This window comes from Variovorax flavidus, assembly GCF_030317145.1.
Lineage (GTDB): Bacteria > Pseudomonadota > Gammaproteobacteria > Burkholderiales > Burkholderiaceae_C > Variovorax > Variovorax flavidus.
In genome coordinates this window covers 20,577-35,492 of the sequence record NZ_JASZYE010000016.1, presented here as the reverse complement: position 1 = coordinate 35,492, position 14,916 = coordinate 20,577, and the positions used below count along the sequence as shown (strand labels likewise).

Here is a 14,916-nt window from a genome sequence, read left to right as displayed (position 1 = left end):
GAACGGCCGCCGAAGCGCACAGGAGAGAGACGGATGCAAAAAGCGAACGGAACATCTTGGATTCAGGGAAATTAGGAAGGTGCGGCCGCCGGATCTTGGAGGCGCAGCAAATGGCGGGCGTTGCCGCCCAAAATGGCGCGCTGGCCCGGCTCGTCAAGGCCGGGAACGCGCGAGAGCAACTGCGCCAGGTCGTAGCTGCCCATGTCGAAGGGATAGTCGGTGCCGCCCACCACCTGCTGTACGCCCACCGTGTCGATGAGGTGGCGCAAGGCCTGCGGGTCGTACACCACGGTGTCGAACCAGATGCGCTTGAGGTAGTCACGTGGCGAGCGCTCGATGCCCTGGGCTTCTGGCCGCACCCGATGTGCATGCTCCGAGCGCCCCAGGTAGGCAGGCAGATAGCCGCCGCCATGCGCCGCCAGCAGGCGGAGCTTCGGATGCCGGTCGAGCAAGCCGCTGAAGATCAGGTGAGACAGGGCGATCGTGGTTTCGAGCGGCTGGCCGATCACGTTGGTCAAGTAGTAGGCATTTAGCCGCTCGAACGCAGAGGTGCCCAGCGGATGAATGAAGACGACGCATTGCAGCCGGTCGGCTGCGGCCCAGAAGGCCTCCAGCGAAGGGTCGGCCAGCTCGCGCTCACCGACCGATGTGGAGATCTCAACACCCTTCAGCCCCAACCGCTCGACCGCGTCGTGCAGTTGCTCGGCCGCCAGCGCCGGATGCTGCAGGGCCACGGTTCCCAACCCGAGCAGCCGGTCTGGATGCTGCGCGCACAACGCGGCGATGTGCTCGTTCTGCACGCGCACGATCTCTCGCGCTAGCGCTTCGTCGGCCCAGTAGTAGTACTGGTTGGGCGACGGGCTGACGACCTGCACGTCCACCCCCATCGCGTTCATGTCGGACAGCCGCAAGTCGAGTTGCGTGAGCTTGGGCAGCGCGGCCGGCAGCATCTGCACGGCGTTGTGACGCGCCGAAGCCTCGCCCAGCGTGCGCACCATCATCTGCGGCTCGGCGCGGCGTTGCGGCGCGTCGGCCACGAGCCGCTCCACCTCCGGGCTCAGTGCATGGCAATGCATGTCGACAGTGAAGAAGCGGCGGCGATCCGCGCCGCCGGCCCCGTTGTCCTTTGCCGGCGCACAGCAGCCGCGAGCGGCGCAACGATAGACAAGCATGTCAGGGCGCGATCAGCGGGGCTGCGTTCGCCTTGGTCTTGACCAGTCCCATGTTGTGCATGGTGTCGACCCAGAAGCGCATCTGCGGTTCAGTGACCTGCGCATAGAGGCGCGGCATAGGAATCGACGCGAGCACTTCAGGCGGCAGCTTTATGTACTTGCCCAGGTGCGCACGGGCGGCCTGCGGATTGCTGGCGGCGAAGGCAACGGCTTCGGCGATGGCCGCACGAAAGCCCTTGATCGCCGCCGGATTGGCCGTGGCCCACTGGCGGGTACTGGCGTAGAGAACGCCGGTCGTCTGCGGCGGCAGCGTGTCCGCGAAGTAGGCCAGCGGCTTGGCCGCGCCCGTGGCAACCGCGCGCTTGAGGAAGGGCTCGGCACTCACCCCGGCCTGGATGCTCCCGGATTTCAGCAAGTCGCCCGTCTGCGGGAAATTCACCTCGACGAAGTTCACCTGCTTGGGGTCCACGCCCTGGTCGCTCACCCACTTGCGCGCCATCACATAAAGAAAGCCGCCGATCGAGGGCACGCCCAGCTTCTTGCCCGCGAGGTCCTTCGGGCTTTCGATGCCCGATGCCGTCCCCACCAACAGGCCAGTGGTCTGGTCGCCCTTCTCTATGACACTGGTTCCCGCCACGGCGAGCAGGTCCAGTCCCCCTTCGTTGGCGAGCAGCAGGTTGGTGGGCGGCAGCGTGGCGATCTGCAGTGAGCCGCCTTGCAGCCCCGGAGCCAGCGCGCCACCCGCCACCTGCTGGAAAGTCATGTCCAGGCCGTGCTTGCGGAACATGCCCTCTTCCTGAGCAACGAAGGCGGCGAGGTAGTCCGCGACGCCGGTGTGGCCCAGCGTAATCTTGGTCTGGGCCTGCACGCCAAACGCAGCAGTGGTGAGCAATGCCACTAGCGCGCGCTTCATGATCGATCGCATTCGCTGTCTCCTTCTTGTGAATTTCTCTATGCGGCCGGAATGACGGGCAACAGGAGGAACGAGCCGTGCCCGCCCCCGCTGAACACGGTCGTCGTGCCGTCGAACACGTCGGCCGGCCGGTCAGCGGCCTCGTCGTGAACATGGATCGCGCAGCCGGTCTGACGGATGGCGCCGTACTGCGGCGGGGCCTTGGGAACCAATGGGCCCGGCAGCTGGTGGTCGTAGTCTTCGCCCGCCACTGTCAGCGCGATGCGCCAGCCGGCGGGAAGCACAATGGAAGTCGGCCAGATCTCGATGTCGAGTTCGTAGATCTCGCCTGGTTCAAGGGGTTGCACCTCGTCGTGCGGATGCCATGGGCGGTACGGCAGGCTCTTGTTCGCATCGAGCTTGCGATGCGAGGCACGCAGCCAGCCGAAGGCCAGCGGCACGTTGGGTTCGGACGCCCCGTGGAACAGCGCTTCTCGTCCATTGGGTGCGTACGCGCGCAAGCTCAGGAACAGGTCGGCATCGCGCGTGCTCGACGACATGAAGAGCCTTGCCATCACCGGCCCGGTGATCTCGGTGGACTGCCGCACCGGCGCACCGACGAAGGTGATGCCCTGCGAGAACCCGCGAAACGACTGGCTGGCCTCGGCGCCGGGTGCGGGAGCCAATGTGTTCTGCGCCACATCGAGAAAGAGCCGCGTCCATTGCGTGCGCGCCAGCGGCCACTCGCTCTCTACGCGCGCGACGAACTTCTCGCCCGGGTGCCGGACGTTCAGCAGCACCGCCGGCTCCCGATCCCAGCCGTTGTCCTCGCCCTTGAGGAAATGATCGTAGAAGCGCCTCATCAGATTGCGGCCGGCGGGCGTGTAGTACTCCGTCCAGTGCGTATCGCCATGCATTTCCAGCCATTTCTGCCGAGAGCCGCAGCGCATGAAGCCCTCAGTGTTGCCTCGCAGGTGCAAGCCGATACCGCCCCAGTTGCCGCGCGAAAGCACCGGCACCTCGATGTCTTCGAGCGTGGGCGTGCGTTCCTTGAAGTACTCGTCCAACAAGGTGTGCTCACGCTGCTCTCGCGGCAGGTCAGCCAGGCGACTCGCCATCGAAGCAGGCGAATCTGTCTGCGGACCGGCGATGGGTTCGCCCGTGTTGTGATTGATGCGCCCCCGCGTGCCCAGCCCGTTCTGTACCGAGGACACCTGCGCGGGATACCAGCGGATCCAGAAACTGGTGAGGATGCCCCCGTGACGCACGCCGTCGCGGTACAGATCGGCCGCACCTTCGAAAGGACAGATCGCAGCCAGGTGCTTCGGCTTGAGCGCCGCCACCTGCCACTGGTTCATGGCGTAGTACGAGATGCCTGTCAGTCCGACCTTGCCATTGCTCCAGCCCTGCTCCCCTGCCCACTCGACACACTGTGCGTAGTCGCGCGTCTCCCTCGCGCTGAAGCAGTCGAGCACGCCGGGCGACCGGCCTGCGCCACGCGAGTCCACGCGCACGCAGACGTAGCCCCAGTCGCGCGTCCATATCTCCGGGTCGGGCGTCTCCCAAGCCTGGTACTTGTTGGACGAACCTTCCAGGGCTTCGGGATGGTCGCGCTCCAATTGCATCCAGGCAAAGGCAAAGCCTTCCTGGAACGACAACCCCTTCGCATAGGGCCCGTGCGTCATCAGCACGGGATGCCGATTCTCTTGCACAGGGCGATAGACGTCAGCCCGCAGGACGAGGCCGTCATCCATCGTGATCGGCACGTCCCATTCAATGATCATGCCGTCGCGCTCTTCGATGCGGTGTTGAGTATCCTGCACGCTGTCTCCAATGATTCCTGTTTCACCGGATGCTAGGGAGCAGAGGCAAGCGTTGCCAATCGACTTTGGCGATTGGAGGCATCGGCGCAGGCGATGCCTCGCATTACCGCCACCCATACCACCCATCACCCAAATCGATTGGCCCTCTGGCCGCCTGATGCCTAGCATCCGGCCCCGATGTTCAAATATTTCCCCACCAACTACGTCTGGAACCTCTCGGTCGACCTTGCGATCGAGATGGGCGCCAGGATCGGCGAGATCGAAGAGATGTGCGCGCCCTTGCAGGAGGCTGCCAAGGCACCCGATGCGGCCGGCACGCTTGCGTTCCGCGAGACATGGACCCGCATGGCCGACAAGCTGTGCGAGCTCGCTGCAGAGGACGAGGCGCGCGGTCGCCTCATATCGGCGGGCGACAAGTACGGGCGCGCCGCCTCCTACTACCTGACTGCTGAACGCCTGCAGGCCCACGGTGCGCTCGGCCGGCACGCCTTGTACGCGCGCTATCTCGAAGTCTTTGGCAAGGGCATCGCGCTGGCCGGTGAGAACTGCGAGCGTGTCGAGATCCCTTACGAAGGCGGGCACCTGTCTGCCTTGCTGGTGCGCGCCGAAAACGCTGGCAATGCCTGTGCACCCATGCTCGTGCAGGTCAACGGCCTCGATTCGACCAAGGAGATGAAGTACCGCATTGGCTTGCCGCGCTGGCTAGCGCAGCGCGGCGTGTCTTCACTGGTGGTGGACCAGCCGGGCTCCGGCGAAGCGTTGCGCCTGCACGGCATGACCGCCCGCTACGACAGCGAGCACTGGGCTAGCCGCATCGTCGATTGGCTGGAGACGCGCGATGACGTCGATGCCCAGCGGATCGGGCTGGAAGGCGTCTCCCTGGGCGGCTATTACTGCCCGCGCGCGGTGGCCTTCGAGCCGCGCTTCGCCTGCGGCGTGGCTTGGGGCGCGAACCATGACTGGCGCGACGTGCAGAAGAAGCGCCTGGCCAAGGAAGGCAGCTTTCCCGTGCCGCACTACTGGGAACACGTTCGCTGGGTATGGGGCGCCACCGACATGGACGACTTCATGCGCATCGCCGAGAACGTGCATCTCGACGGCGTGCTCGATCGCATCCGCGTTCCATTCCTGGTCACGCATGGCGAAAAGGATTCGCAGATTCCGCTCGCGTGGGCGCACCGCACTTATGAGCAACTGGTGAACAGCCCGAAGCGCGAACTCCAGGTGTTCGACGCGCGCACAGGCGGCCTGCAGCACTCGAGCTTCGACAACTCTGCCAACGCAGGCGCCTACATCGCCGACTGGGTGGCCGAAGTGCTCGGCGGCCGCACCGCCATCGCCACCGGCGCTTGAAGCCACCGAAAAGAAATCAGGAGACAATAACATGACCCATCGCCGCGACTTCCTCGTCGCCGCCGCTGCAGCATTGGCAGCAGGCACTTCCATCGCGCAGACGCCCTACCCGGATCGCCCCGTGCGCCTCATCGTCCCAAACCCGCCTGGCGGTCCTTCGGACATCGTTGCGCGCCTGCTTTCCGAACACATGCGCGATTCGCTCGGCCAGTTGCTGATCGTCGACAACCGGCCCGGTGCGTCAGGCTTGATCGGAACCGCCTTCGTCGCCAGCGCGCCTGCCGATGGCTACACGGTGTTGGTGACTTCGCGCTCCAATCACACGATGGCGCCGCTGGTGCAGAAGTCCACCCAGGTCGATCCGGTGCGCGACCTCGCCCCTGTCGGCCTGGCGGTGCGCGCAGTCGGCATGTTCGTGACCAACAGCCAGACCGGCCTGCGCAGCATGAAGGACCTAATCGCCTTTGCCAAGGCCAACCCCGGGAAGCTGAACTTCGGCAGCGCGGGCATCGGTGCGACCAACCACATCGCGGTCGAGCAGTTCAAGGCACTGGCCGGCATCGACATCACGCACGTGCCGTACAAAGGCAGCGGCCCGCTTATCACCGGCGTGATGGGCAACGAGGTTCAGTTTGCGCTGCTGGACTTTGCTTCAGCCCAGGTCGGCACCAAGTCCGGTTCCATCGTGCCGTTGATGCAGACAGGCGCCAAACGCCTGCCCGCCGTGCCCAACGTGCCGACCCTGGCTGAGGGCGGCTTCAAGGATTTCGACCCATCATTCTGGGTCGGGCTGGCCGTGCCGGTGAAGACCGCGCCGGACGTTGTGCGCAAGCTAAACGCGGCCTTGAACGACGCCTTGTCCCGCACCGGTTTCAAGGCCTACGCGCAGGCCAACGGTTGGGAAGTGGTCGGCGGCGCGCCGAAGGTACTGGGCGATACGGTGGCGGCGGACATGGCCGACTTCCCAGCCATCATCAAGAAGCTCGACCTCAGGGCGGGCTGAGTTCAGATCGCGGGCATCTCCCGCGCCGCGTCGACGATCTGCTCGCGCACCCATTGCATGGCAGGGTCGTCGTCGCGCAGGCGGTGCCATTGCAGCACCTCCGTCAGGCGCGGCGTTTCCATTGGCGGGTCCATCAGCTGTACGGCCAGCGATTGCGCGAACTGGTTGGCCAGCCGCGTCTGGATGGTGGTGATGCGGTGCGTGCCCACGATGAAACGCGGTATCAGCGTGAAGCTGTGCGTGATCACCTCGATGCGGCGCGAAGGCCCGTGCTGGTTGGCATACCACTGCTCGAACCAAGGGTTGGTCCCGCGCTCGTTCTGATAGACGACATGGCCCAGCGCCTGGTACTGGTTGAGCGTGATGCTGCCTTGCAGGTCCGGGTGCTGCAGGCAGGCCAGCACCTGGTAGCTGTCCTCGAACAGGATCTCCTGCGGATGCTCGCTGGCCACCAGGTGCGCAGGCATGATGACAAAGTCCACGCGGCCCTGTTCAAGCTCCGCCAGCATCACTTCCGAAGTGGGACGAACGTCGAATGTCAAACCAGGCGCCAGCAACGCAATGCGACGCACCACGTCGGCCAGCATGATGCGCGACACATAGTCCGAAGCGATGATGACGAAGTGCCGCTGGGCCGATGCAGCGTCGAATTCGGGTTGCGTACCCAGCGTGGTGTCTACGCGTAGCACGATGTCGCGCACCGGTTCGACCAGCGATTGCGCGCGCGGCGTCAACTGCATGCTGCGGCCCACCGGCACCAGAAGCGGATCGCCGAAGTGGTCGCGCAGCCGCGCCAGCACGCCGCTCATGGCCGACTGCGTAATGTGCATCCGCTCGGCCGCACGGGTGACGCTGCGCTCGGCCAGAAGCACGTCGAGCGCGACAAGAAGGTTGAGGTCGATTCGCTGGTATCGCATCCGGCAATGATAGGTATCGCCACAAACGGTTTGTCCGCATGGGGTGTGCCCGCCTATCCTGCGGCCCATAACATGGACAAGAACAACCCCCTGCGCGGCTGGCAAGTCGACCGCGCCACCATCCGCCACGTCGGCCGCGACCTGCAGCGCCCCGAGTGCGTTCTGGCCGAACCCGACGGCACCCTGTGGGCCGCCGACGCGCGCGGCGGCGTGATGCGCATCGATGCCGACGGCATGCAATCGCTCATCACTCCCGCCGGCGATGCGGCCGCCAGCGCTGATTTCGAAACCCGCTACGGGCAAAGCCAGGGCTCGCTGCCCAACGGCATGGCCTTCCTTGCGAATGGCGACTTCATCATCGCGAACTGGGGCAGCGACAGCGTCGAGGTGATGACGCGCGACGGCCAGGTGCGGCGCCTGTTCGACAGCATCGACGGCCGCCCGTTGGGCAAGGCCAACTTCGTCATGCGCGACCGGCGCGGGCGCATGTGGCTCACCATCACGACGCGCATGCGGCCGTGGACCGACTCCATCAACGCCCGCGCGAAAGACGGCTACATCGCGCTCATCGACGAGCACGGCGTGCGCATCGTTGCGGACGGTTTCGAGGGCACGAACGAAGTGCGCATGGACGCCAGCGAGCAATGGCTCTACGTGGTGGAAAGCAATGCGCGCCGGATCTCGCGCCTGCGCGTGCAGGACGACGGCACGCTCACCGGCCGCGAGGTGTTCGGGCCGTCCGCGCTGCCGGGCTTTCCGGACGGCTTCGCCTTCGATGCCTTTGGCAATCTGTGGGTCACGCTGGTAATGACCGACAAGCTGATCGCGCTCACGCCGCAGGGCGATGTGCTCACGCTGCTGGACGACAGCAACCCCGAGGCGACGCGCCGCCTCGACGAACACTACGCCGCGCGAACGCTCACGCCCGAGATCATGGCCGCGGCCGCCGGCACGCTCGCCCCGTGGATGGCCAGTCTTACCTTCGGCGGGGCCGACCTGCGCACGGTCTACCTCGGCAGCCTGCGCGGCAGCACCTTGCCGAGCTTTCGTGCGCCGGTCGCCGGATTGCCCCTGACGCATTGGAACGAACACAGGAGACACACCCCATGAAACTCGCTTCGCTCAAGGGCGGCAGATACGGCCGGCTGGTCGTGGTCTCGCGCGACCTGCAGCATGCGGTCGCCGCGCACGGCATCGCACCCGATCTGCTCGACGCACTGGACCGATGGTCCGAGTGCGAGCCGCGCCTGCAAGCGCTGTACGACCAACTCAGCGCCGGCACCGCTGAAGACGCTTTCCCATTCGACCCGCAGCAGGCCGCGGCGCCGCTGCCACGCGCGCCGCAGTGGTGCGACGGCTCGGCCTTCCTCAACCACGGCCGATTGATGGAAACCGCCTTCAACATGCCGCCGATTCCCGACGTCGAGACGGTGCCTCTGATGTACCAAGGCGGCTCCGACGACCTGCTCGGCCCGCACGACGACCTGGCACTGCCGGACGAGGCGCACGGCATCGACTTCGAAGGCGAATACGGCGCGATCGTGGACGCGGTTCCGCTGGGCTGCAGCCCGGTCGCGGCACGTGACCACATCCGCCTGCTGGTTCAGATCAACGACGTCAGCCTGCGCGGCTTCGGCCCGCGCGAGATGCGCACCGGCTTCGGCTTCTTCCAGGCCAAGCCCTCCTCGAGCTTCGCGCCTGTGGCGGTCACGCCAGACGAACTGGGAGAAGCCTGGCAGGACGCGCGCATCCACCTCGATCTGCACATCGAGTGGAACGGCAAATGGTTCGGCGACCCGAACGGCCGCGAGATGAACTTCGGCTTCGACCAGCTCATCGCGCACGCTGCCAAGACCCGGCGGCTGTCGGCCGGCACCATCATCGGCAGCGGCACCGTCTCCAACGCTGGCGGCAAGAAGGGCTCGGCCTGCATCGCCGAGCGGCGCGCCATCGAACAGATCGCAAGCGGAGCACCCAAGACGCCCTTCATGAAGTTCGGTGACCGCGTGCGGATGGAGGCAAGGCTCGCCGGCCAGCCGCTGTTCGGCAGCATCGAGCAGCGCGTCGTGCAATCGCCCAAGCCGCAGGAGTGAACACCATGACCCGCATCGTCGACTTGTCGATCTACCTGGAAAACGACGTACTGTCCGATCCGCCGCCGCTCGCGCCGAAGATCACATACCAGAAACACGCAGAGACGCTGCCCGAGTTCATGCAGATGATCCCCGGCACCACCGCCGAGGACTATCCCGACGGCGAGGCTGCTGCGGCCGAATGGGTGACGCTCACCACCCACAACGGCACGCACCTGGACGCGCCCTACCATTTCCATTCGACGCAGGACCGCAAGCTCGGCGGCAGCCGCCCGTCGATGACCATCGACGAGGTGCCGCTCGACTGGTGCTTTCGCCCAGGCGTGAAACTGGATTTCAGGCACTTCCCCGATGGCTACGTGGCCACGGCCGAAGACGTCGAGGCCGAACTGCGCCGCATCGGGCACGAACTGCAGCCGATGGACATCGTGGTCGTGAACACGCGCGCCGGAACGCGCTACGGTTACAACGACTTCGTCTCGGCAGGCTGCGGCATGGGCTATGCCGCCACCATGTACCTGCTAGAGCGCGGCGTGCGCCTGACCGGCACCGACGCCTGGAGCTGGGACGCGCCCTTCTCGTACACCGCCAAGAAGATCGCGGAGACCGGCGATAAGTCGCTGATCTGGGAAGGCCACAAAGCCGGCCGCGACATCGGCTATTGCCATCTCGAGAAGCTGCACAACCTGGAAGCGCTGCCGCCGCACGGCTACACCATCTGCTGCTTTCCGCACAAGATCCGCGGTGCCTCGGCTGGCTGGACCCGTGCCGTGGCGATCTTCCAGGAATGACCATGCGCGTGCTCGTCACCGGCGCCGCCGGCTATGTGGGCGCCACGCTTGTCGACGCGATGCGCGCGCGCCCCGAACTGGGAGGGCGGCGCATCGAGACATTGGCCCTGGCCGACCGCTCGCTCGACGTTGTACAGGGCGAAACAGCCATCACTGGCGACCTGACTGAAGCGGCCACCTTGCAGCAAGTGGCCGAGTTCAAGCCCGACGTGGTGTTTCACCTGGCGGCAGTGCCCGGTGGCGCTTCCGAGGCGAACTACGTGCTTGGCCGTCGCGTCAACCTCGATGCCACGCTCGCCCTGTTCGAAACGCTAGCGCAAAGCGGCCGGCGCCCGGTCGTGGTCTACGCGAGCAGCATCGCCGTCTACGGAACGCAGTTGCCCGACCCGGTGACGCCATCGACGCCGCTGCGCCCGCCCCTGACCTACGGCGCGCACAAGCTTGCCTGCGAAGTTCTGCTGGCGGACTTCAGCCGGCGTGGCCTGCTCGACGGCCGCGCCGTGCGGCTGCCCGGCATCGTCGCGCGCCCGAGGAGCGGCGCCGGCCTCACGTCCGCTTTCATGAGCGACGCCCTGCATGCGCTGCGCCGCGGCGAAGCCTTCACCTGCCCGGTCGGCCCTGAAGCGACTGCGTGGTGGATGTCGGCTCGGCGCTGCGCCGACAACCTGCTGCACGCGGCCATGATGGATGTGCCGGAGGCCGACACGGCGCGCACCTGGCCGCTGCCGGTGCTGCGGCTTTCCATGCGCGAGGTGATCAACACCTGCGCCAGGCTGTACGGCGCCGATCGCCACGAACTTGTCGGCTTCAGGCCCATCCCCGATGTGGAAGCCGTGTTTGGCCGCTACCCTCGGCTGGACGATGCGTCGTCGCGCGCGCTGGGCCTGCGCGACGACGGATCGGCCGACGCCCTGGTGCGCCGTGCGCTCGACGAGACTCAATGAAAACCAACGAAGGAGACAAGATGTCCATTGCAACGCGCATGACGCGCCGTACCGCCCTGCAAGGCCTTGCTGCCTGTGCCGGCGCGCTGGCCTTGCCGGCGTTCTCACAGGCGCCCGTAAAGGCCGTGTTCGGCTACACGGCGGTGACCGATTTCGCCACCGTGTTCGTGGCGCGCGAGGAGGGATATTTCACCAAGCGCGGCATCGAAGTCGAGCCCAAGCAGATCCCGCTGAACCCCTCCATCCCGCCCGCCATCGAGTCCGACTCGCTGCAACTGGGCGGCCCCACGCCATCGGTCTACCTGCAGGGCGTCGAAGGTGGGCTCGACCATGTGGTGCTGACGGGCGGCGGCGCCACGTCGAAGTCGATGACCGGCATCGGTCTGGTGGCCAAGGCCGGCAGCAACATCAAGACCGCGCAAGATTGCGTGGGCAAGAAGATCGGCGTGCCGGGGCTGGGCGCCTTCCTGCACGTGGGCTTCCGGGCCTGGCTCAAGAGCCAGGGCGTGGACTACACCAAGGTGACTTTCGTCGAGGCCGCCTTCCCGCAGCACGGCGACCTGCTGCGCGGCGGATCGCTCGACGCGGTCGTGACGGCCGACCCGTTCATGGCGCGCATCATCGCCAGCGGCGCAGGTTACGTGGCTTCGTACTACTCCACCTTCCTGCCCGACGGCCTGCCTACGCTGGTGTTCACCGCACGGCGCGACTGGGTCCAGAAGAACCCGGCGGCGGCCAAGGCCTTCCAGGGCGGCATCGCCGAGGCCGCGGCCTTCATCAACAACCCCAAGAACAACGCCAAGGTGCGCGAGCACATCGGCAAGTACATCAAGCTGCCGCCGGAGGTGTTGGCGACTGCGCAACTGAGCCCTCCGCTGCCCGTGGTGCAGGAACCGCAACTGGGCTGGTGGGCCGACCAGATGCTGGAGCAGAAGCTGTTGAAGGCCAAGCCCGCGATGGCCAGCCTGATCGTCAAGTGAGCGCGGCCGCACCCGGCGCGCCGCTGCTCGCCTTCGACGGCGTCGCCATCCACCTTGGCGGGCGCGAAATTCTGTCGCCCACCCATGTCGAGGTGGGCCGAGGCGAGTTCGTCTGCATCGTCGGGCCATCGGGTTGTGGCAAGACGACCCTGCTGCGCGCCGCGGCCGGCTTCGTGCAGCCCAGCAGCGGCCGCGTCGTGCGCGCCGGCAAGGAAGTACGCGGACCTTCGCGAGAGGCCGCCTTCGTCTTCCAGGACTACGGCCGCGCCCTGCTGCCCTGGCGCACCGTGGCCGGCAACGTGAGCCTGGCTTTGGAGGCCGCGGGCGTGCCCTCGCCCGAGCGCCCGGCGCGCATCGCGCGCGTGCTGCAGACCGTCGGGCTGGCAGTGCATGCCGACAAGTTCCCGCTGCAGTTGTCGGGCGGCATGCAGCAGCGCGCGCAGATCGCCCGCTGCCTTGCGCAAGAGCCCGCTCTGATGATGATGGACGAGCCCTTCGGCGCGCTGGACGCGATGACGCGCGAATCGCTGCAGGACGAGGTGGCCCGCCTGGTCCGGGACAGCGGCCTGACGGTGCTGTTCGTCACGCACGACCTCGACGAGGCCATCTACCTGGGCGACCGGGTGATCGCACTGCGCGCCAACCCCACGCGCGACAAGCCGAGCCTGGCGGCCATCGTGCAGGTTCCCATCGCGCATCCGCGCAACCAGTTGGAGACCAAGGAGCACCCGGACTACCTGCGACTGCGGCGCGAGCTGTACCAATACCTGGGGCATCACTGAGATGGCAAAGCGCTGGCCCCAGATTGCCAAAGGTGCCGCTGCGCCGTTACTGTTGCTGACGCTGCTGGAGGTGTACGCACGCGGGCCCGGCAAGGGCAGCGATGCACTGGCGCCGCCGAGCGCAGCAGCCCTCGCCTTCTTCAGCGCTCTGGGTGACGGCAGCCTGCTGCAGGCCACCGGGTTCACGCTGGCCAGCGCCGCCGTGGGGCTGCTCATCGGGTTCGTCGGCGGCGGCTTGCTGGGCACATGGCTTGGCCTTTCGCGCCGTGCGGGACGCTACGGCTTTCTCACGGTGGAGGTGCTGCGACCCGTGCCTTCGGTGGCCCTGATTCCGCTGTCGATGCTGGTCTTCGGCTTCGGCCTGCGAATGGAAAGCAGTGTGGTCGCCTTTGCCACCTTCTGGCCGGTGCTGGTGCTGGCGCAAGCTGCGGCCCGCCTGGTGGATGCGCGCTTGCTGGAGGTGGCAAATGCACTGGGGCTGTCGCCACTGGCGCGCCTGACAAAGATCGTGCTGCCTTCGATGGTGCCTCGCCTGTTCGTGGCCTTGCGGCTGGGCGTGGCGATCGCGCTCGTCGTTGCGGTCACGGTGGAGATCGCCGCCAATCCGCACGGCATGGGCTACGCCATCATGATTGCGCAGCAAAGCCTTGACCCGGCGCTGATGCTGGCTTGGTTGTTCTGGATCGCGATGGTCGGCTATGCGATCAACGCTGCGGCCTTGCACTTGCAGCGCCGCGTGGCCGCCGTCATGGGAGATGCAACATGAAGGGGCGAGCTACCGACTGGATCGGCTCTATCGCAGTGCTGGCCGCCGTGCTCGCACTGTGGTGGTCGGCCAGTCACTTCCAATGGGTCAGCAAGGTCTTCCTGCCGACGCCCGAGGCCACGTTGGCGGCCTTGGCCGAAGGCCTGCAAGCGGGCGGCATGCTGCTCGAACAGAGCCTTCAGACGCTGCTGCGCATGTTCGAAGGCTGGCTGCTGGCCTGCCTGGCCGGCATCGTGCTCGGTGCGCTGATCGGCACGTCGGCGGCGGCGCGCACCTGGCTTCAACCGCTGCTGGAATTCGTGCGTCCCTTGCCGGCCTCGGCCATCATGCCGCTGGCGATCTCCATCTTTGGCCTGGGCCCGAACATGGTGCTGTTCGTGGTCGCCTTCGGCGCGATGTGGCCGGTGCTGCTGGCCACGCTGCACGGCTTTGCCAGCGTGGATCCACGGCTGAGCGAGGTGGCCGCCGCCCTGCAGATTCCGCGTCATGAATTCGTCTGGAAGATCGGCCTGCCCAGCGCCATGCCTGACATCCTGGCCGGCATGCGGCTGTCGATGACGGTGTCGCTCATCGTCGCCGTGGTCGGCGAGATGATCGCCTCGCAATCCGGGCTGGGGCAGGCGATCCTGCTGGCGGCCCGTTCCTTCCGCGCCAGCGAACTGTTTGCCGGCATCGTGCTGCTCGGCGTTATCGGCTTTGCCGCCAACGCGCTGCTCGCGGGCGCCGAGCGCAAACTCCTGCGCTGGCAACAACCCTGAAAATTTAGGAGACATGACATGACGCTTCCCACCATCCAACGCGTGGTCACCGGCCACGATGCCCAAGGCAAGGCCATCATCTCAAGCAACGGGCCGCTGCCGGTCGTGACTGAACTCAAGACGCTGCAAGGCGTGGTGTTCCACGAGGTGTGGAACACCGCCGCCACGCCGGCGCGGATCGACAACGGCGCCGACCCGACGCTCGGGCCCATCACGCTGCCTCCGCCCAAGCACGGCACGCGCATCCGCTTCGTCGACATTCCGCCGGACGACGCGGAACTGCTGGCGCGCAGCGCCGAACAGGTGCGCGCTGGTTTTTCAGAGATCGGAGACGCAGGCGCATCGACGATCCACAAGGGCGCACCGCATCCGCTGATGCATCGCACACAGTCGGTCGACTACGGCATCGTGATCGAGGGCGAACTGACGCTGATCGTCGACGAGGGCGAAGTCATCGTCGGGCCCGGCAGCGTGGTCATCCAGCGCGGTACCAACCATGCGTGGGCTAACCGGTCGGGCAAGATTTGCCGGATTCTCTTCATCCTTATCGATGGTGAGTTCGGGCCGGGACTGGGCAAGCTGCTAGCTGTTTGAGTAAGTTCGCTTCGCGGGAGCTCCGGCGTCGGGCCGTGTCCGGGGTCC

General features: G+C 66.4%; 15 protein-coding genes. 11 read left to right on the top strand and 4 right to left on the bottom strand.

The genetic code is table 11. The features are described from left to right. Nucleotides 1–71: 71 nt before the first annotated feature. Genes QTH90_RS30425 through QTH90_RS30415 form a run of 3 tightly spaced genes read right to left on the bottom strand, consistent with a single transcriptional unit; the run spans nucleotide 72 to nucleotide 3,887 of the window. Nucleotides 72–1,172, bottom strand: a complete 1,101-nt coding sequence (locus tag QTH90_RS30425) for an amidohydrolase family protein (RefSeq protein WP_286668317.1) — start codon at nucleotides 1,170–1,172, stop codon at nucleotides 72–74. A gap of 1 nt (nucleotide 1,173) precedes the next feature. Beyond that, nucleotides 1,174–2,097 (bottom strand): ABC transporter substrate-binding protein, encoded by a 924-nt coding sequence (locus tag QTH90_RS30420; protein ID WP_286668315.1) that lies wholly within the window; start codon nucleotides 2,095–2,097, stop codon nucleotides 1,174–1,176. A 26-nt stretch (nucleotides 2,098–2,123) separates the two neighbouring features. After that, nucleotides 2,124–3,887 carry a CocE/NonD family hydrolase gene (locus tag QTH90_RS30415; protein ID WP_353506654.1) on the bottom strand — a complete coding sequence of 588 codons (1,764 nt, stop codon included), beginning with the start codon at nucleotides 3,885–3,887 and terminating at the stop codon, nucleotides 2,124–2,126. Nucleotides 3,888–4,064: 177 nt separating this feature from the next. On the opposite strand from QTH90_RS30415, the gene QTH90_RS30410 reads away from it, so the two are divergent. Both QTH90_RS30410 and QTH90_RS30405 read left to right on the top strand, forming a co-directional pair. Next, nucleotides 4,065–5,240 carry an alpha/beta hydrolase family protein gene (locus QTH90_RS30410; RefSeq protein ID WP_286668314.1) on the top strand — a complete coding sequence of 392 codons (1,176 nt, stop codon included), beginning with the start codon at nucleotides 4,065–4,067 and terminating at the stop codon, nucleotides 5,238–5,240. Nucleotides 5,241–5,271: 31 nt separating this feature from the next. After that, nucleotides 5,272–6,243 (top strand): Bug family tripartite tricarboxylate transporter substrate binding protein, encoded by a 972-nt coding sequence (locus QTH90_RS30405; protein WP_286668313.1) that lies wholly within the window; start codon nucleotides 5,272–5,274, stop codon nucleotides 6,241–6,243. A 2-nt stretch (nucleotides 6,244–6,245) separates the two neighbouring features. On the opposite strand, the gene QTH90_RS30400 is transcribed toward QTH90_RS30405, so the two are convergent. After that, nucleotides 6,246–7,160, bottom strand: coding sequence for a LysR family transcriptional regulator (locus tag QTH90_RS30400; protein ID WP_286668311.1), 915 nt, complete (start codon nucleotides 7,158–7,160; stop codon nucleotides 6,246–6,248). Nucleotides 7,161–7,232: 72 nt separating this feature from the next. On the opposite strand from QTH90_RS30400, the gene QTH90_RS30395 reads away from it, so the two are divergent. The 9 genes from QTH90_RS30395 to QTH90_RS30355 are packed head-to-tail and all read left to right on the top strand — an operon-like array spanning nucleotide 7,233 to nucleotide 14,868. After that, the gene (locus tag QTH90_RS30395) at nucleotides 7,233–8,270 is read left to right on the top strand and encodes an SMP-30/gluconolactonase/LRE family protein (RefSeq protein WP_286668310.1); all 1,038 of its coding nucleotides are present in this window, start codon (nucleotides 7,233–7,235) and stop codon (nucleotides 8,268–8,270) included. After that, nucleotides 8,267–9,253 (top strand): fumarylacetoacetate hydrolase family protein, encoded by a 987-nt coding sequence (locus QTH90_RS30390; RefSeq protein WP_286668309.1) that lies wholly within the window; start codon nucleotides 8,267–8,269, stop codon nucleotides 9,251–9,253. Before QTH90_RS30395 ends, QTH90_RS30390 begins: the two co-directional genes overlap by 4 nt. 5 nt (nucleotides 9,254–9,258) lie before the next feature. Next, nucleotides 9,259–10,044 (top strand): cyclase family protein, encoded by a 786-nt coding sequence (locus tag QTH90_RS30385; RefSeq protein ID WP_286668308.1) that lies wholly within the window; start codon nucleotides 9,259–9,261, stop codon nucleotides 10,042–10,044. Nucleotides 10,045–10,046: 2 nt separating this feature from the next. Then, nucleotides 10,047–10,988, top strand: coding sequence for an NAD-dependent epimerase/dehydratase family protein (locus QTH90_RS30380; RefSeq protein WP_286668307.1), 942 nt, complete (start codon nucleotides 10,047–10,049; stop codon nucleotides 10,986–10,988). Between the two features lie 20 nt (nucleotides 10,989–11,008). After that, a complete protein-coding gene (locus QTH90_RS30375; RefSeq protein WP_286668306.1) occupies nucleotides 11,009–11,968 on the top strand; it encodes an ABC transporter substrate-binding protein in 960 nt (319 codons plus the stop codon). Continuing rightward, the gene (locus QTH90_RS30370) at nucleotides 11,965–12,750 is read left to right on the top strand and encodes an ABC transporter ATP-binding protein (protein ID WP_286668305.1); all 786 of its coding nucleotides are present in this window, start codon (nucleotides 11,965–11,967) and stop codon (nucleotides 12,748–12,750) included. The genes QTH90_RS30375 and QTH90_RS30370 overlap by 4 nt, the downstream gene beginning before the upstream one ends. Before the next feature lies 1 nt (nucleotide 12,751). Further along, nucleotides 12,752–13,516: an ABC transporter permease gene (locus QTH90_RS30365; RefSeq protein ID WP_286668304.1), complete on the top strand. Its 765-nt coding sequence runs from the start codon at nucleotides 12,752–12,754 to the stop codon at nucleotides 13,514–13,516. Continuing rightward, nucleotides 13,513–14,274: an ABC transporter permease gene (locus QTH90_RS30360; RefSeq protein WP_286668303.1), complete on the top strand. Its 762-nt coding sequence runs from the start codon at nucleotides 13,513–13,515 to the stop codon at nucleotides 14,272–14,274. The genes QTH90_RS30365 and QTH90_RS30360 overlap by 4 nt, the downstream gene beginning before the upstream one ends. An 18-nt stretch (nucleotides 14,275–14,292) precedes the next feature. Then, entirely contained in the window at nucleotides 14,293–14,868 is a 576-nt protein-coding gene (locus tag QTH90_RS30355; protein WP_286668302.1) for a cupin domain-containing protein, read from the top strand. Nucleotides 14,869–14,916: the final 48 nt, after the last annotated feature.

Coding starts and splice junctions, on each gene's coding strand:
- QTH90_RS30425 (WP_286668317.1), bottom strand. CDS start 1,172: ATGCTTGTCTATCGTTGCGCCGCTCGCGGCTGCTGTGCGCCGGCAAAG.
- QTH90_RS30420 (WP_286668315.1), bottom strand. CDS start 2,097: ATGCGATCGATCATGAAGCGCGCGCTAGTGGCATTGCTCACCACTGCT.
- QTH90_RS30410 (WP_286668314.1), top strand. CDS start 4,065: ATGTTCAAATATTTCCCCACCAACTACGTCTGGAACCTCTCGGTCGAC.
- QTH90_RS30405 (WP_286668313.1), top strand. CDS start 5,272: ATGACCCATCGCCGCGACTTCCTCGTCGCCGCCGCTGCAGCATTGGCA.
- QTH90_RS30400 (WP_286668311.1), bottom strand. CDS start 7,160: ATGCGATACCAGCGAATCGACCTCAACCTTCTTGTCGCGCTCGACGTG.
- QTH90_RS30395 (WP_286668310.1), top strand. CDS start 7,233: ATGGACAAGAACAACCCCCTGCGCGGCTGGCAAGTCGACCGCGCCACC.
- QTH90_RS30390 (WP_286668309.1), top strand. CDS start 8,267: ATGAAACTCGCTTCGCTCAAGGGCGGCAGATACGGCCGGCTGGTCGTG.
- QTH90_RS30385 (WP_286668308.1), top strand. CDS start 9,259: ATGACCCGCATCGTCGACTTGTCGATCTACCTGGAAAACGACGTACTG.
- QTH90_RS30380 (WP_286668307.1), top strand. CDS start 10,047: ATGCGCGTGCTCGTCACCGGCGCCGCCGGCTATGTGGGCGCCACGCTT.
- QTH90_RS30375 (WP_286668306.1), top strand. CDS start 11,009: ATGTCCATTGCAACGCGCATGACGCGCCGTACCGCCCTGCAAGGCCTT.
- QTH90_RS30365 (WP_286668304.1), top strand. CDS start 12,752: ATGGCAAAGCGCTGGCCCCAGATTGCCAAAGGTGCCGCTGCGCCGTTA.
- QTH90_RS30360 (WP_286668303.1), top strand. CDS start 13,513: ATGAAGGGGCGAGCTACCGACTGGATCGGCTCTATCGCAGTGCTGGCC.
- QTH90_RS30355 (WP_286668302.1), top strand. CDS start 14,293: ATGACGCTTCCCACCATCCAACGCGTGGTCACCGGCCACGATGCCCAA.